This window comes from Aeromonas sp. HMWF015 (genome assembly GCF_963878965.1).
GTDB classification, from domain to species: Bacteria; Pseudomonadota; Gammaproteobacteria; order Enterobacterales; family Aeromonadaceae; genus Aeromonas; species Aeromonas veronii.
The window spans coordinates 11,938-28,667 of the sequence record NZ_CAWNZT010000099.1; the positions used below are offsets into that span (position 1 = coordinate 11,938).

The 16,730-nt window shown below is 61.6% G+C and carries 12 protein-coding genes; 6 read left to right on the forward strand and 6 right to left on the reverse strand.

Annotated elements, in window-relative coordinates:
* Positions 1 to 307: RNase H family protein (locus tag AACS18_RS04765; RefSeq protein WP_108613830.1), on the forward strand; the 307-nt coding region annotated here is incomplete at its 5' end.
* Here the strand turns inward: AACS18_RS04765 and AACS18_RS04770 are convergent.
* Positions 295 to 1,017 carry a methyltransferase domain-containing protein gene (locus AACS18_RS04770; RefSeq protein WP_005361718.1) on the reverse strand — a complete coding sequence of 241 codons (723 nt, stop codon included), beginning with the start codon at positions 1,015 to 1,017 and terminating at the stop codon, positions 295 to 297. The two genes, AACS18_RS04765 and AACS18_RS04770, sit on opposite strands and share 13 nt — an antisense overlap.
* A gap of 72 nt (positions 1,018 to 1,089) precedes the next feature.
* Between AACS18_RS04770 and gloB the strand changes: the two genes are divergently transcribed.
* Positions 1,090 to 1,854: a hydroxyacylglutathione hydrolase gene (gloB, locus tag AACS18_RS04775; protein WP_005337817.1), complete on the forward strand. Its 765-nt coding sequence runs from the start codon at positions 1,090 to 1,092 to the stop codon at positions 1,852 to 1,854.
* A 70-nt stretch (positions 1,855 to 1,924) separates the two neighbouring features.
* Positions 1,925 to 3,478: a lytic transglycosylase gene (locus AACS18_RS04780; RefSeq protein ID WP_108613831.1), complete on the forward strand. Its 1,554-nt coding sequence runs from the start codon at positions 1,925 to 1,927 to the stop codon at positions 3,476 to 3,478.
* Between the two features lie 160 nt (positions 3,479 to 3,638).
* Here AACS18_RS04780 and astE read toward each other — a convergent pair whose 3' ends face one another.
* Positions 3,639 to 4,664, reverse strand: coding sequence for a succinylglutamate desuccinylase (astE, locus tag AACS18_RS04785; RefSeq protein ID WP_108613832.1), 1,026 nt, complete (start codon positions 4,662 to 4,664; stop codon positions 3,639 to 3,641).
* Positions 4,665 to 4,958: 294 nt separating this feature from the next.
* Positions 4,959 to 5,168, reverse strand: a complete 210-nt coding sequence (locus AACS18_RS04790) for a DUF1127 domain-containing protein (protein ID WP_005337823.1) — start codon at positions 5,166 to 5,168, stop codon at positions 4,959 to 4,961.
* Positions 5,169 to 5,693: 525 nt separating this feature from the next.
* Here AACS18_RS04790 and AACS18_RS04795 point away from each other — a divergent pair.
* Complete coding sequence (locus tag AACS18_RS04795; RefSeq protein WP_108613833.1) at positions 5,694 to 6,587, forward strand: DNA replication terminus site-binding protein; 894 nt, start codon at positions 5,694 to 5,696, stop codon at positions 6,585 to 6,587.
* Between the two features lie 140 nt (positions 6,588 to 6,727).
* On the opposite strand, the gene AACS18_RS04800 is transcribed toward AACS18_RS04795, so the two are convergent.
* The 3 genes from AACS18_RS04800 to AACS18_RS04810 form a co-directional block, all read right to left on the reverse strand.
* Entirely contained in the window at positions 6,728 to 10,603 is a 3,876-nt protein-coding gene (locus AACS18_RS04800; protein WP_108613834.1) for a DEAD/DEAH box helicase, read from the reverse strand.
* A gap of 412 nt (positions 10,604 to 11,015) precedes the next feature.
* Positions 11,016 to 12,101: an ATP-binding protein gene (locus AACS18_RS04805; protein ID WP_108613835.1), complete on the reverse strand. Its 1,086-nt coding sequence runs from the start codon at positions 12,099 to 12,101 to the stop codon at positions 11,016 to 11,018.
* On the reverse strand, positions 12,098 to 12,826 hold the full coding sequence (locus AACS18_RS04810; protein WP_108613836.1) for a response regulator: 729 nt from the start codon (positions 12,824 to 12,826) through the stop codon (positions 12,098 to 12,100). The genes AACS18_RS04805 and AACS18_RS04810 overlap by 4 nt, the downstream gene beginning before the upstream one ends.
* 157 nt (positions 12,827 to 12,983) lie before the next feature.
* Here AACS18_RS04810 and AACS18_RS04815 point away from each other — a divergent pair, with 157 nt between their 5' ends.
* Both AACS18_RS04815 and AACS18_RS04820 read left to right on the forward strand, forming a co-directional pair.
* Positions 12,984 to 14,141, forward strand: coding sequence for an efflux RND transporter periplasmic adaptor subunit (locus AACS18_RS04815; protein WP_108613837.1), 1,158 nt, complete (start codon positions 12,984 to 12,986; stop codon positions 14,139 to 14,141).
* A gap of 15 nt (positions 14,142 to 14,156) precedes the next feature.
* A partial coding sequence (locus tag AACS18_RS04820; protein ID WP_108613838.1) for an efflux RND transporter permease subunit occupies positions 14,157 to 16,730 on the forward strand: 2,574 nt, incomplete at its 3' end.

Consider the following 16,730-nt stretch of genomic DNA (forward strand, 5'->3'; position numbering starts at 1 on the left):
CATGGGCCTGCGCACCCTCAACGAATCGTGCAAGGTGCGCCTCACCACCGACAGCCAGTATGTCCGTCAGGGGATCACCCAGTGGATCATCGGCTGGAAGAAGAAAGGGTGGATGACCGCCAACCGTCAACCAGTCAAGAACGTCGATCTCTGGAAGGAGCTGGATGCGGAAGTGGGTCGCCACCAGATTGAGTGGCTCTGGGTGAAGGGTCACTCCGGCCATCCGGAGAACGAACGGTGCGACGAGCTGGCCAGAGAGGCCGCCTGCGGCAAGGATCTGGCCGAGGATACCGGCTACCAGCCCTGACGGGCCATTCCCGGTGTGGCGAGGGACTTTGGCAGTTGCCAGCGCCGCCGCACCGGGATCAGTGGAAAGCGCCGTTTACGGGCCGCAATCACGTATACCGATGCAAATGCCCTGCAATAATCCCGCCCGATACTCTCCCGCCACCAACTGTGCCAGCTCTGTTTCCCCATAAACGAGTAGCCAAAACGCTCGTCGAACATCACCTCGCATCCCAGCAGATGCAACCAGTCCGTCACCCGCCCCGGGGTGAACATCCGTGCCGACCAAGGCATTCTGCGCCGCAAGAACGGCACACAGTGACCGATCCCGACCAGACTCATGGGGTTATAACCACTGATGATCAGCCAGCCATCGTCGGTCAGCACCCTTTCGGCTTCGCGCAACACCTGATGAGGATCGGCAGAGAAATCGAGGCAGTGGGCCAGTAGGCAGGCATCGACGCTGCCGGTCCGCACCGGCAGATCGAGAGGATCGCCATACATGTCGAGCAACCGCCCGCCGGGGGCGACCCCGATCTGGTGACGAATGGAAGAGCGTTTGCAGGAGAGTTCAGCGCTCAGAGCGCCAATTTTCAGCAGATGATACCCAAACAGATTGGGACACCAGTTGTCGAGCCGATCCTGGATCTCGGCCGCCACCCAGTCCCCCATAGGCAATGCAGACCAGCTGGTCGGGATCTCGATTTGTTGTTCGGTACGTGCCACCTGCATAATAGGGCTCAACTCGGGGTTTCGAACGCCATCCTGTTATATAAGATACCCTCCCTAAAGAGAAGCAGACTCATGTATCCAGTGATCACAGTTCCAGCCTTTAATGACAACTACATCTGGTTGATCCGCCACGAAAATCACTGTCTGGTGGTCGATCCGGGCGATGCCGCCCCCGTGCTGGAGCGGCTCGAGGCATTGGGGCTGGTGCTCGATGCCATCCTGCTGACCCATCACCATCACGACCATGTCGGGGGCGTCACCGACCTGCTTGCCCACTTCCCCCACGCCCGGCTCTATGGCCCCAAACTTGACCCGATGCCGGATCATCACGGTCAGTGGCTGGAAGATGGCGATCAGATCAACTGGCACGGCCTCGCCCTCGAGGTGATCCATGTGCCCGGGCACACTCGCGGCCACATCGCCTACCACGGCAACGGCATGCTGTTTTGTGGCGATACCCTCTTCTCGGCCGGTTGTGGCCGCCTGTTTGAAGGGACGCCGGAGCAGATGTACCACTCGCTGCAACGACTCGCCGCCCTGCCCGATGAGACACTCATTTATTGTGCCCACGAGTACACCCTCTCCAACCTGCGTTTTGCCTATGCGGTCGAGCCGGACAACCCGGCGATCCGCCGCCAGATCGGGCTGATCAGCAAACTGCGGCAACAGGGGCTGCCAAGCCTGCCAACCCGGCTGGGTGACGAACGCACTTTCAACATTTTTCTGCGCTGCGAACAGGATTCAGTGAAATTTTCTGCTGAAAAACATGGGCTAAAATGCGTGGAAAATCCGGTAGATACCTTCACCATCCTGCGTCAGTGGAAGGACGTTTTTTGAACAAACCTTGATCAGGGGGCCATTGCCCCTTATGATGCGAGCTGTTTTTCCCAAAAATGACCGGAACGAGATGAAGGTACGAACGGCCTTATTGGCAGCGCTGTTGCTCAGCGGCTGCCAAAACCTGAGCCATCAGGATGACCGGGCGCTAACGGCAATCGAGCCGATCAAGTCCCCCCAGGTCAAGAAAAAAGCGCATAAAAAACACTCTTCCCATTTCCTGTTTGGCGATGAACAGCTTGATGAAATGGAAGATACGGACAATCTGTGGGTGCGTATCAGCGATGATATGCAGCTGGAAACCCCGGATAATGCCCGCATCCGCCAACAACGAGAGTGGCTGTTGCGTAATGATAAGCATCTGGCGACCATTGCCAGCCGGGCTGAACCCTACCTCTATCTGATGGTAGAGGAGATTGAACGGCGTGAGCTGCCAATGGAGCTTATTACTGTCCCGATGATCGAGAGCATGTTTGATCCTCATGCCCGATCCCGCAGCAATGCCGTCGGACTCTGGCAGTTTGTGCCAGCGACAGGCAGAAACTTCGGTCTGCGCCACGACAACTGGTATGACGGACGGCGCGATGTGCTGGCCTCCACCAATGCGGCGCTCGACTATCTGGAGTACCTGAACCGCTTCTTTGACGGTGACTGGCTGCAAACGCTGGCCGCCTACAATGCCGGTGAAGGACGGGTGCGCAACGCCATCCAGCGTAACCAGCGCGCAGGCAAACCGACCGACTACTGGTCGCTCGATCTGCCCCGCGAAACCCAGATGTATGTGCCCAAGATCCTCGCCATGGCTGACATGATCAGCAATGCGGACAAGTACAATATCCAGTTGCCGGTGCTCGCCAACGAGCCGAAGCTGCGAGTGGTGGAGACCGGCAGCCAGATCGATCTGAATGTGGCCGCCCAACTGGCAGGTCTGCGCACCTCACAGCTCAAGGAGGTCAATCCGGCCCTGAGCCGTGGTGTGATGTCGCCCCGTGGCCCTTACCGCCTGCTGGTACCGGTAGAGTATGCCGATACCCTGGAGCTGGCACTGGCCGATCTGCCCAAGAGCGAACGTATTCGTACCCGCTCCTATCAGGTCACCAGTGGCGATACCCTGTCGCGCATTGCCCAGAATCATGGCGTCAGCGTGAACGAGCTGAAGCTGGCCAACAATCTGCGCAGCAACAACCTGCGTCGCGGTCAGCAACTGGTGATCCCGACCCACGGTCAGGTCAGCAGCAAGGCCAGCTCCGCCAGCAAACCGCAGCAGCTGGCAAGCCGTGGTAGCAGCCAAAAGGCCAAAGTCAGTTACAAGGTGCGCTCGGGTGACAACCTGTGGAGCATCAGCCAGGCACACGGCGTCTCCCACGAAGAGCTCGCCAAGTGGAACGGTCTGAATGCCAAGTCGGCGCTCAAGCCAGGCATGAAGCTGGTGGTCTATCCCAAGCAAGGGAAGAAGAGCGACAAATCGATGGTGTATCAGGTTCGCCGTGGCGACTCAATCTCCTCCATCGCGGCTCGCTTCCAGGTGGCCATCAACGATGTGATGCGCTGGAACCAGCTGGATAAAGGGGATTACCTCAAGCCCGGTCAGGAGCTTACCCTGTTTGTGAAGAACAACAGCTAAGCCTCACCGCTTGAACCCGATAAAAAACGGGGCCAGTCATCTGACTGGCCCCGTTTTTTATTACTGCGGTTAACCGCTGCTGTGTCTGAACCACCGACTAGAACACTGGCTTGGCGCCACCTGCGGATGCATCACTGCTCTGCAGGCAAAACTATCACCGCTATTCCCAGAGCCTTGTCGGCACCACCATCAGCACGGTGCGCTGACCGATCGCTACATTGGCATTGGGGAAGACCACCGCCTCACGCGGCTTCTCGACGGTGTAACGCAGCTCGCCATCCTCGGCCAGCACGAACCCTTGGGGGAATTCGGTGAAGTTGTCCACATCGCTGGCGAATAGAAAGCGAAACTCCTCCGATTTTTTGGTGATCACCCTATCGATGGCAAACAGGGTGAAATCATCCGCCCGCCACGGCTCCAGTGCCACTTCATCCTGAGTGACCAGCTCCTGCAGCGCTTGGCGGGTTTCGATAAAGCGGGTCATATCGTTCTCGCCAAACGGGCGCACCTTGCCCAGCTCCACCGTGAAGGCATGGGCCCCATGCTGGCGTGAGCTGTAGTAGCTGAAGGTCGTGGTCGGGCTGGCGGAGAGCAGAATGGTGCGCACCCCGCAGGCGCCGAGGAACTGCACCTGCTCGCGGCAGTGAGGCCGCTCATGGGGAAAGGGGTAGACGGCAAACTTCTCGTGGCGCGAACCGCGAATGGCGGTGTGCAGGTCGTAGTGGTAACGGGGACGAGCCGGATCGGCAAAGAAGCGGCTCACATACTGCTCGAGACGCATGGCGCGGATCCGCTCCCGATTGCAGAGCCCCTCCCCCTTGCTGTGGGCACCGGAGAAGAGCCGGTTCATGTTCTCCTCCACCTCCCGCAGCCCCAGATTCATCGCCGCCGGATTGCCAAACAGGAACAGCACCCGATGGCGGGCGCTCAGCTCGCCTGAGAGCAGACGACTCAGCAGCTGGTTGCAGATCTCGATGGGAGCGGTCTCGTTGCCGTGGATGCCGCAGGAGAGGACGATATCCTTGCGTCCTCCCGGCTGGTCGTCCGTGCCACAGGCAGGCTCCAGACAGAGCACGCCCGTATCCCAGACGCTGACCCGCGCACCATCGGGCAGGGCAAATTCAAAGGGCTCAAGCTGCCACTCATGGCTGCGGGTCAAGGCCAAAAAATCGTGCTGGGGAATCATCCGTCTCACCCTCTCGCTCTGGAATACTATGGCCGGATTATACGCAAGGCATCGCGGCTTAAAATCGTTTTTTAAACAAATTCAAACATTAACGATACAAGTGTGATAACAATCTAACGATGACAGCAATGACGGTAGCGATGTGGAATAAAGAGGAGAGGAAAAAGGATCAACAAATAACAGGGGGAAAACGGGGGGAGATAAAACAGACAATGACAGACCTGGCAGCTGGTCCCCACAGGGGCAGAACAGCAAACGACTCAGCAGAAAAACAAGGCATCCATGCCCGGCAGATCAACCACGCCAGAACGGCTTGGTGGTCTCTTGATAACGGTCAGCTTCGTTCAGGCCGATGTCTTTGAGCAGGTACTCGGGCAGCTCGGAGAGCTGGCGACGGCTGCGGCTGCGCTCCAGCCAGGTCAGAACGGTCATTTTAACTCGAGCAACCAGATTCAATTGGCTGGAATGCTGGTAACCGGTTTCGGTATAAGTCATGTTGGCCATGATGTGGCTCCTCTGAATATTTGTTTACGCACTGGGCTTTATTTGATGCGCAAAGCTTAGTCAGGGAGCAGAGCCGACTCAATTGACGAATTTTGATACGTTACATTAGTAAATCTAATGTCTAAAAACAGCAGGATTTAATTTTAACGCCTTGATTTTAAACAAATAATTATTTTAACGGTTGGCCAGCAGAGTCGCACAGCATATTGTGCTGCATGGCACCCATCTATATATGCATTTTACTGCTTTACATATGCAGGGATGGACAAGGTGTGAACAGCTGGCAACAGCGGAGTTACACGTGATTGTTAATTTAATGATCTTGTGATGATCTTTATTTAACGCCTTGAAACATAAATAAAACCATCACCACATCCCCATTCAGAGGCGCACATTGCCCCCTCCTCAGAGTGCCTCTTGGCACTCCAACCGCATGCTGGTATGTTTATTTATACAGTAGTTTTGCTACCCGCAGCGATGTCATACCTGATGTCGTCAACAGCGGGTCAGACCACAGGATCATCGATGGATACCTTTACCCCGACCGCCGCCCTGCGTCAACAGATGGCCGCCATTGAAGCCTCTCTCAACCAGCTGGCCGATCTGCTTGGCCAGCTCGAGCTGCAGGAGGCCCATGTCTATCCCCTCCCCCCGGTTGCACAGGGGGAAGAGCACGATCCGATCGAGCAAATTGAGGTGGACTATCTCAACGGTGAAGCCGCGCTGGCGGCCACCCTCGCCGCTTATCGGGACCACAGCGCCCGTCCCGGCTGCTCCACCAAGGCGACTCATCGGCTGCCCGGCTGGTTGCGCTTTCCTGCCACCGCAGCCCCCTTGCTGCAACCGCTGATCGACCAAATCAACCAGCACAAGCTCGATTTCAAGGCGCTGGTGCAGCAGGCGGGGGGACGTGACGAGAAGTTCGAGCTGGTACATACCGCCCTGCCCGGGGTGATCACCCTGCAGGTCTACCGCAAACTGACCCTGTTGGCGGGGGAGCTGCAATCCCTCGGCTTTACCTGGGCTGACAAGCAGACCATCAATCGCCTCAGTCGCGAGCAGGTGCTTGAGATGCTGGAGCGCAGCCGCCGCTACATACCGGCCCTCTCCAACAACGATGAGTGGAGCAAGATGGTGGATCAGGAGGTGTACGACATTCGCCGTCTGCCCGCCGATGCCGAGCTGCGGATCCGCCGCCCGGTCAAGACCCACCCGATGATCAACCTGCTCTGGTTGGAGCGCACCCCGCGCAAGCAGCAGATCAAGGCGAGCCTGCCGCTGCTGCTCTGCTCGGATACCCCGCCCGCGGTCACCCATCTGGGCAACTATCCCCCCAAGAGCCGGCAGGCGCGGCGAGATCGCAAGATTGGCGGCGAGCCCATCATCGAGCGGCTGCACCTCTATCTCTATCAGGGGTGACTGGATCAGGAATATCTGGGCCGCCTTGCCGCGATAAACGAGTACCCCATATCTGCGTCCCAAACGAGAAAGGGGAGAACATCTCTGGATGTTCTCCCCTTTTCTGTCTCGATAGGCGGTATGAAAGGTGGCGTCGCCAATCAGCCCATCAGCAGGGCCCGCAGGCTCTCCACATCCAGCCCGCGCACCTCGGACTGGCCGCTCAGCAGGCCATCGGCCAGCGCCCGCTTCTCGTCGTGCAGGGCGACGATCTTCTCCTCCACCGTCTGCTCGCACACCAGCCGGTACACGGTCACCGGCTGGGTCTGACCCATCCGGTGCGCCCGATCGCTCGCCTGGTCTTCCACCGCCGGGTTCCACCAGGGATCGAGGTGCAGCACGGTATCGGCCTGGGTGAGGTTGAGGCCGGTCCCCCCTGCCTTGAGGCTGATGAGGAACAGCGGCACCTCCTCATGACGAAAACGCAGGATGGAGTCCTGACGGGACTTGGCGGAGCAGCCCCCATCCAGATAGCAGTAGTCCCAGGACTTCTGCTCGATGCGGGCCCGCAACAGACTCAGCAGATCGACGAACTGGCTGAACACCAGCACCCGATGACCACCGTCGATCGCCTCTTCCAGCAGGGCCATCGCCTCGTCCAGCTTGCTGCTGGTCTGCGACCACTCGGGCATCACCAGCTCCGGCGAGCAGCAGAGGCGGCGCAGTCGGGTCAGGCCGCTCAGCACGTGCATCAGGGCGCGACCATCGGCGCTCTGCACCTGCTGCACCACTTCCCGCCGGGTCGCCTCGTAGAGCTGGCGCTCCTCGGGGGAGAGGCTGATGTGGTGGATGATCTCGGTCTTGTCCGGCAGCTCGGTCAGCACCTGCTGCTTGAGACGACGCAGGATGAAGGGGCTGATCACCGCCCGCAGCAGCGCCATGTGCTGGGGATCCTTGACCGCCTTGCCAAAGCGACGCTTGAACTCGCCAAGGCTGCCGAGCAACCCCGGGTTGATAAAGGTAAAGAGACTCCACAGCTCCCCCAGATGGTTTTCGATGGGGGTGCCGGAGAGGGCGAGGCGAAAATCGCCGTCGAGCTGGAACAACAGCTTGGCGCGCTGGGTGCCGGCGTTTTTGATCTGCTGCGCCTCATCGAGCACCATGCTGGACCAGCGGCGGGACTTGAGCGCCTCCGCCAGGCTGCCAAGCATGCCGTAGTTGATGAGGATCACCTGACCGGCCTTGGCCTCGCGAATGATCCCCTCCCGCTCGGCCGGGTTCTCGAACACCACCACATCCAGTTCGGGGGCGAAACGGGTCACCTCCTCCTGCCAGTTGGTGACAACTGACTTGGGTACTACTACCAGCGCAGGGCCAAGGTGCTGGCGCATCCGCAGCACGATAAGTGCCTGCAGCGTCTTGCCCAGCCCCATGTCATCGGCCAGACAGGCACCAAAACCGTGATGGGCCAGGGTCGCCATCCAGCGCACCCCCTCTTTCTGATAGTCCCGCAGTGAGGTAAGCAGCTCGTCCGGGCAATCGACCTCCTGCTGCCACTCCTGCTGCAGGGATTGCCACGCCGCATCCCCTTCGGTGTTAATAACAGAGAGCAGGCGAGTCAGGGGATAGGCCAGCTTGTTGTTGATGCGCTGCTCTTCATCGAGCATGGCCCCCAGCATGGTGAGCCGTTCCACCAGCTTGTCGCTCAGCATCAGGCTGGTCTTCTCGTCGAGCTGAACGGTGCGCTGCCCCGGGGTCATCTGGCGCAGAATAAGGCGCAGATCGAGGATCTGGTGCTCATCGAGTGCCAGCGCCCCTTCGACCTGGAACCAGTCCTGCCGCCGCTCGATGCGCAGGCTCAGAGCCGCTTCATCAAGGCTCTTGAGGCGAGCGCTGTCCTGATGCCAGTGAATGACCACTCCGGCATCCACCAGCTCGGGCAGGGCATTGACCAGCGCCAGCGCCTGTTCCCCCTGCAGCAGCCACTCGCTGCCTGGCAGCCCGATGGGCAATTGATTACGCAGCAACTGGGCCTGCACCTTCTCGGCCGCGAGATCCCGCTGCCAGTAATGGTACGCCTTGATCCCCTGCCGTACGATCGCCTCCCCCTTGCCAAGGGGCTGGGGCGGCAGATCCTCAAAGCGGGTCACCAGCTTGACCGACAGCTGACCATCCTGCCAATCCAGTTGCACCGAAGGAATGCCCGGCCAGGGAGCCAGCTCGGCATTGCCGCTAAGCCCCGCAACCTGACTGTGCCAGGGCAGTTCGGGAATGGCATCGAGCGTGCGTTGGAGCTCGGCCAGCCCCTCGGCGGGCAGCAGTGGGATGGATTCGAGCGCTGGCAAGCGGTCGAGCAGCGGCTGCGGGGTGAGGATCAGCTGCCACAGATCCTGCGCCAGCGGCATGATATGGGCCCCGCGGGCGGCCGCATCGGGGCAGAGCTGCGCGCTCATCCCCTGTTCGGTGGCCACCACCTGCAGCAGGGGGGCGCTGATGGCCAGTTGCAGCTTCTGCCCCTTGGCGTTGAACAAACGGGGGTGATCGGCCAGCGGCGCCCAGACATCCCGCGGCAGTCGTCCCATCACCCGTGGCAGGGTGCGAACCAGTGCCCAGTCGTGCTCATCGAGCATGGCTGCATACTGGGTGGAGAGCAGGGCCGGATCGACCCGGCGACCGGCGGTCCACTCCCCCTTGGTGCTCAGCTTCTGGATCTTGCACTCCAGCTCGGGGCCGTCGGCATGGAGCAGCCACACCAACCGCTCCTGCGGCTTGCGCACGCCACTGGAGCGTCCCAGCCCCTGCAACCAGTTGAGCCAGCTGGCAGATGCCGCGGTTTTATCCTCGTCCCCGTCATCATCCTGCTCGTCACTGCCCTCTTGCGTACTCTCCTCACTGCCGCGCAGTTGGCACAAGGGCGCCCCTTTGGCCGCCTCGCCCAACAAGATGCGCAGCAGATCCTGACAAAAGGCCATCAGGCGATGATGGGGTTCGGCATCGAGCAGATGGGAGAGATCCCACTTGTGCAACATGGCCACCTGCGGGCTCTGGGCACCGTGACGGGCCAGCGCGCAAAGATCGAGCCAGAGATAGCCCCAGTGGAGCTCCTCCACCGGCAGTTGCAGGGTATCAAACAGGCCGACCGCCTGACCGTGGCGATCGCCCGCCCACTGGCTGAGCAGATCGGCAAGCAGGGGGAACTGGCCAGTCAGGCTGCGCTGCCACTTCTTGCGCTGTTCGCTGGCGATGACGGGATCGGCCTGCTGCAACCAGCCAAGCCAGAGCAGGGCGCTGAATGAACGGGGCCACTGGCCCGCCTCGCCCTCATCGGTTGCCTGCCACTGCCCCAGCGCGGTGAGCAGCCGCTCGCCAAGCGGGCCGCTCTGGCTCTGTTGGGCCAGCACCTGCAGGGCTGGCCAGCCGGGGGCGGCATCCTTGTCCTCGCCGGTTGGCGATGTGCTCTCGCCATCCCCGCAGAGCCAGCGCCACTCCGCCTCGAACGCTTTGGCCCGGGCCTGCACCTCGGGGGCACAGCGCACCAGCGCATTGGCCAGCGGCCAGCGCTCTTCATAGGGGGCATCGAGCAAGAGTTGCAGCGAGAAGTGCTCCAGCAACATTTGCTGCCAGGCGGGGCTGGAGCCCGCCAGCAACTGGTGAGCGTCCGGGGTATCGAGCAGGGTCAGCAGATCGCTGGCCGAGAAATAGGTGGGGATCTCCCCCGCCTTGCCGCGGCAGAGCTCGCGCACCACCGCATGGGTAAGATCCTGCCCGGTCAATGAGGGCACCCGGCTCCAGTCCGGCGCCGGGCAGAGACCGGCACGCACCCCCAGGATCAGCGCCAGCGTCCCTTCGGCGGTCAGACTCCACTGCTGCTCCCCGCGCAATCTGACCAGCCCCGCATCCTGCAGTCGGGTCAGTTTATCGATCAGGGCATGGCCTATTGCCAGTTGTTCTTGCAGCAAACGGGTACTGGCAACGCGCTGCAATTGCAGGGTGGCGAGCAGGGCATAACTATCCGAAGAGAGGGTGGACGCAGACATCAAGACTCACGGGCAAGTGCAAAAGCGGAATTTTAACGGTAAAGCGCCAGCGGCTCGACCCTTTACCGTGAAATAACTCAAAAAAAAACGGCCATCCATGATGACCGTCGAAAGTAACGAAGGAAATAGCCGGATCATCCGGTTACCTCCCACAGCGGGAAAATCGGGAGCGCTAGCCCCTAATTCGTGGAGCCAATGCTAGAGGTTGGCGCCCGAAAAAGCTTTGAAGCGGATCACAGTTGAAAAGGATTTCTGAAAACGGTTTCAATTTTTAGCGGCAAAAAACCATGATTTCACGCCAAATGAGCCATGTCCCAACCCCTCCTGCACACCCGGCAAAGCGGTGAAAACCCTTATGACAGTCGCTTGTCGAACGCCCCTGTGCGGGCCACCATAACTTGCCGTCAGCAGGCTAGATTTCAGGGCAACCGGAGATGGCCGAGATGGGCCAGGAGAGCACGAATCGGCTCCCTCCCCGTCCGGTAGCTTGGCAAACCGCGCTGCCGCCGTGGGCCTCGGCAATCGCCTTGACCACGGCGAGTCCGAGCCCGCTACCGCCGCTCTTGCGCGAGCGTGACGGATCTCCCCGACGAAACGCATCGAAGATACAGGCGGCGACCTCCTCGCTGATGCCAGGCCCCTCATCTTCCACACTCAGGACGCACACACTCTCCGAGCGATACAGCCGCACGGTCAGCAGGCCCGGCAGCGCGTGCTTCTGGGCATTTTCCAACAGCGCCATCAGGGCCTGACGGATGCGAAACAGATCGCAGCAGACATGAAGTTCGCTATCGAGCTCCCGCTGCAACACAAATCCACTCGCCGCCAGAGGGCTGGCAAATGCCTCAAGCACCACGGCAAGCTCGTCGGCCAGCCTGACCTCGGTCCGCTGCAACTCCAGATGGCCGCTGTCGTTGAGGCTCAATACCCGCAAATCCTCGATCAGGTGATTGAGCCCCTCCACCTGACGCAGCAACCCCTCGAAGAGTTCGCTGCTGGGAGGAAATACCCCTTCGGCCAGCCCCTGCAAGCGGCCGCGCAAAATGGTCACCGGAGTGCGCAATTCGTGGGCGATGGCGGCATTCCAGAACTCCCGCTCGCGGGTCATGCTCTGCAGCCGCTCGGCCATGGTATTGAAGTCGCGCACCAGCTGCGCCGTCTCCCCGATCGCCTGCTCATCCTCCGGCACGCGGGCATCGAGTTTGCCCTCGGCCACCTCGCGCAGGCTGGTTGCCACCGAGTTGAGGGGAGTCAGGATGCGGCGAGAGAGGCGAACCGCCACATACAGCGCCATCCCCAATGCAATGAGAATGGTGGAGCCGATCCATAACATCTCGACTCTGGAGGGCACCCAGGTCTCGGAGATGCTGCCCGGCACAAACGCCACGGCGATGCCATAAAACACATAGGTGCCGATCACCGCGAGGGAGATGATACCAAGCGTCATCAAGCCCAGAGAGCGGATGATCTGCCTGCGAAGGCCGGGCGCCGATTTCATGCATCGCCCCCGAAGCGATAGCCAACGCCCCAGACACTGGCGGGGACCCCCTGAATGCCGTGTGTCTCCAGTTTTTTGCGCAACTTGCTGATGTGGCTATCAACTGTACGCTCCTGGGTATCCCCCTCCGGCAAGCAGTGAGTCAGCAGTTCGGTGCGACTGAACACCCGTTTCGGCGCCCGCATCAAAGAGGCGAGCAACTTGAACTCGGTCAGGGTCAGCTCCAGCACCTGCTGCTGGTCATCGCGGAAAATGCTGGCCTCGTGGCTCTCCAGATCGATCTGAAACTGGCCGACCCGCAGCACGTTCGCCGTGGCAGGCTTTACGGCTCGGGTGCGCCTGAACACGGCCTGCACTCGCGCCACCATTTCGGCCGGATTGAAGGGTTTGACCACATAGTCATCCGCCCCCATGCGCAGCCCCATCAGCTTGTCGAGATCCTGATCGAGGGCGGTCAACATGATCACCGGCGTATCGCCACGCGCCCGGATCTCGCTGAGCACCTGCCAACCATCCAGTTGCGGCATCTGCACATCCAGCAGCAGGAGATCGGGTTTGAATGCCTGATGCATGGCCAGCGCTTCACGGCCATCGGCGGCGTGCAGGGAGCGCAAGCCATGACGTTGCAGGTAAGCGGCGAGGATGTCGGCGATCTCGGCTTCATCCTCTGCAATCAGTACCAGTGACTGGCCCGCCGGGATGGCGGAAGCATTGAGATGGGACATAGTCGGACTCGAAAAAAGGTGGCGTTGAACTTTATCATCGCCTCCATGGATTCTCCACAAAGCCTCGAATCATTCGCAATAGCCCCTCGCCATAATGGCCGCTCGATGCACTCTTCGGTCACATCACACCGGAGAGACGGTTTAACGAGGTGAGTGGATGATGTTTGTCAAACAGCGGTATGCGGGCGCCCTGCTCGCCGTCATTGCCGCATTCGGGTTGGTGGGTTGCGATGTCGCGCCGCAAGAACAGGAGGCACCCGCCCCTCCTCAGGTGTCGGTGCTGACTCTGACTGGTCGGGAGCTGGTCATCAGCGAGGATCTGCCCGCCCGGGTGGCGGCACTGCGCAGCGCCGACATTCGCGCCCAGATCAGCGGCATCGTGCAGCGCCGCCTGTTCGAGCAGGGCGCCGAGATCAGCGCTGGCACCGTGCTGTTCCAGATAAACCCGGCCCCCTTCAAGGCCGATGTCGACAGCGCCGCCGCCGCATTGCAACGGGCCGAGGCCGTGCTGGCCCGCGCCCGCATCCAGATTGACCGCCTGAAGCCGCTGCTGCGCACCGACGCCATCAGCCGCCAGACCTATGACGATGCGATCTCCCAGCGGGATCAGGCGGCCGCCGATGTAGCCCAGGCCAGGGCGACTCTGGCCCGGCACCAGCTGAACCTGCAATTTGCCAGCGTGGAGGCCCCCATCGACGGACGCATCGATCAGGCGCTGGTGAGTGAAGGGGCCCTGGTGTCGCCCACCGATACCACTCCCATGGCCAGGATCCAGCAGATTGATCAGGTCTACGTCGATGTGCGCCAACCGGCCTCGGTGCTGGAATCCCTGCGCCAGCAAGCTGGCTCAACGGCACCGGAACTGGCGGTGGAGATCCTCGGCAGCAATGGCACACCGCTGGGCATGCAGGGGCACATCCTCTTCTCCGGTATCGAGGTCGATGCCGGGACCGGCGACGTGCTGCTGCGGGTGCTGGTGGATAACCCTGAGCGGCGGCTGTTGCCCGGCCTCTATGTGCAGGCGCGCATTCCCCGGGCCCGCTATGCCAATGCCCTGACCGTGCCCCAGCAGGCGGTAGTTCGCACATCGGGTCAGACCAGCGTGTGGGTGGTGGATGGCCAGGGGCAGGCACAGCTGGTTCCGGTCAACACCGCTGAACTGGTGAATAGCCAGTACCGCATCGCGTCCGGGCTCAGTGCCGGGCAACAGGTGGTGATCGAAGGGATCGACCGTCTGACCCCGGGGGTTCAGGTCATTGCCTCCCCCTGGCAACCACCCGCCGTCAGCCAACCGGCTGACGGTGGCATTCGCTGAATCGGAGAGTTATCCATGCCGCAGTTTTTCATTCATCGCCCGGTGTTTGCCTGGGTGATCGCCCTCTTCATCGTGCTGGCAGGGGTCATCGCCATCCCCAAGCTCCCCATCTCCCGCTATCCCTCAGTGGCGCCGGTGTCGGTGACCCTCTATGCCACCTATCCGGGCGCCACGCCGCAGACCCTGAACGATGCGGTGGTGAGCCTTATCGAGCGCGAGCTGTCGGGGGTCAAGAACCTGCTCTACTTCGAGTCATCGGTAGATGCCTCCGGCAGCGCGCAGATCACCGCCACCTTCAAGCCGGGCACCGATCCGGAGCTGGCCCAGATGGACGTGCAAAACCGCATCAAGGCGGTCGAGCCTCGCTTGCCACAGGCGGTGCGGCAAACCGGCCTGCAGGTGGAGTCCGCCTCGTCCGGCTTTCTGATGATGGTCGGCATGACTTCACCGGATGGCCGCTTCGATGAGGTCGCGCTGAACGACTACATGGCGCGCAATATCGTGCAGGAGCTGCGCCGCATCGACGGCGTGGGGCGAGTGCAGCTGTTCGGCGCCGAGCAGGCCATGCGCATCTGGGTAGATCCGGGCAAGCTCGCCGCCTACGGGTTGACCATCAGCGAGGTGGCGCAGGCCATCGAGCAGCAGAACGTGCAGATTGCACCGGGGCGCCTCGGCGACGAACCCGCCCTGCCTGGCCAGCGACTGACGGTTCCCCTCACGGTACAGGGGCAGCTGACCACTCCCGAGGCGTTCGCCGCCATCGTGCTGCGGGCCGGTAGTGATGGCGCCAAGCTGGTGCTGGGTGACGTGGCCCGGGTCGAGCTGGGGGCGCAATCCTACGCCTTTTCCAACCGCGAGAACGGGGTGGCTGCCACCAGCGCCGCCATCCAGCTCTCCCCCGGCGCCAACGCCGTGCGCACCGCCGATGCGGTACGCACTCGCCTTGCACAGCTCTCGCCAACCCTACCGGCGGGCATGGCCTATTCGATCCCCTTTGACTCGGCCCCCTTCGTCAAGGTCTCCATCGACAAGGTGATCCACACCCTGCTGGAAGCCATGGTGCTGGTGTTCCTGGTGATGTTTCTCTTCCTGCAGAACCTGCGCTACACCCTGATCCCGGCCATCGTCGCCCCCATCGCCCTGCTTGGCACCTTCGCGGTGATGCTGCTGGCCGGCTTTTCCATCAACTCCCTGACCATGTTCGGCATGGTGCTGGCCATCGGCATCATAGTCGACGACGCCATCGTGGTGGTGGAGAACGTCGAGCGCCTGATGGCCACCCAGGGGCTATCGCCCAGGGAGGCGACATCGCGGGCCATGAAGGAGATCACCGGGGCGGTGATCGGCATCACTCTGGTGCTCACGGCGGTGTTCATCCCCATGGCGTTCGGCAGCGGCTCGGTGGGGGTCATCTACCAGCAGTTCACCCTGTCGATGGCGGTCTCGATCCTCATTTCGGCCTTCCTCGCCCTGACCCTGACGCCGGCGCTCTGCGCCACATTGCTGCGTCCGGTCAGCCCGAGTCATCATGAGAAGCGCGGCTTCTTCGGTGCCTTCAACCGGGGGGTCGAGCGACTCACGGCAGGCTACGGCGTCCGGGTCACCCGGCTGGTCGGGCGCAGCGGACGCATGATGGTCACCTTCGCCGCCCTCTGCGCCGTGCTGGCCATTGCGGCCACCCAGCTGCCCTCCTCCTTTCTGCCGGACGAGGATCAGGGCTACTTCATGACTTCCATCCAGCTGCCGACCGGCGCCACCAGCGAGCGTACTCTTGAGGTGGTCAAGGCCTTCGAGGCTCACGTCGCCTCTCGCGAGGCGCTGGACACCAACCTGGTGGTGCAGGGCTTCAGCTTCTCCGGCGCAGGCCCCAATGCCGCCATGGCCTTCACCATGCTCAAAGATTGGGATCAGCGTCATGGCACCACGGCAGCCGAAGAGGCAGATCTGGCACAAGCAGCCATGGCAAATATTCCTGAAGGCACGGTAATGAGCTTGCTGCCGCCCGCCATCGATGAGCTGGGTACCGCCTCCGGCTTCACCCTGTTCCTGCAAGACAGGGCCAACCGGGGGGATGCCGCGCTGCAGGCCGCCCAGGCGCAACTGCTGGCACTGGCGGCCCAAAGCGAGGTGGTGAGCGATGTCTATCCCGACAGCCTGCCCCCCGGCGAGAGCATTCACCTCGAGATCAACCGGCAGAAGGCCGAGGCCATGGGACTCTCGTTCACCAGCGTGAGCGGCACCCTGTCGGCGGCGATTGGGTCGCTCTACATCAACGATTTCCCCAACGGCGGGCACATGCAGCAGGTCATCCTGCAGGCCGACGCCAAGGCGCGCATGCAGCTCGATGACGTACTCGGCCTGCGGGTGCGCAATGCCAGCGGCGGCATGGTGCCCCTGCGGGAGGTGGTGACGCCGACCTGGCGCCAGTCGCCGCAACAGATGATGCGCTTCGATGGCTTCCCTGCCGTGCGTATTGCCGGAGGGGCAGCGCCCGGCATCTCCAGCGGAGCGGCGATGGCGGAGATGGAGCGTCTGGTGGCGCAATTGCCGCCAGGCTTCGCATTGGCCTGGACGGGACAGTCGTTGCAA